Genomic DNA, 234 nt, shown 5'->3' with positions numbered 1-234 from the left:
AGCATCTGGTCGATAGCGTCGTCGAGGGACCCGACCAGGGCCTGAATATCGCTGCGGTCGAAGGGCGTGATGAAGGTCCGGCGGACCGCCAGAAGCGCCTCCCGGGTGATCGCGTCCGCGGCATCCTCATGGGCCGCGATCGCCGCGTAGGCCGCCGATACGGCTTGCGTGCCGTCGAGGAGCGACCGAAGCGCGGCGGCGCCGTCCGTGAGCGTCGCGGCATGACGCTCGAAC

Annotated in this window: 1 protein-coding gene; it reads right to left on the bottom strand. The window is 70.1% G+C overall.

The window, feature by feature from the left end:
* Positions 1 to 234 (bottom strand): DUF47 family protein (locus RVY79_RS21670; protein ID WP_317466688.1); only part of this gene is annotated, 234 nt, incomplete at both ends.

It is taken from the genome of Chromohalobacter sp. HP20-39 (assembly GCF_033052815.1).
In the GTDB taxonomy this organism is placed as follows: Bacteria; Pseudomonadota; Gammaproteobacteria; order Pseudomonadales; family Halomonadaceae; genus Chromohalobacter.
The sequence above is the reverse complement of the archived record's forward strand: the minus strand, read 5'-3'. Positions and strand labels throughout refer to the sequence as shown.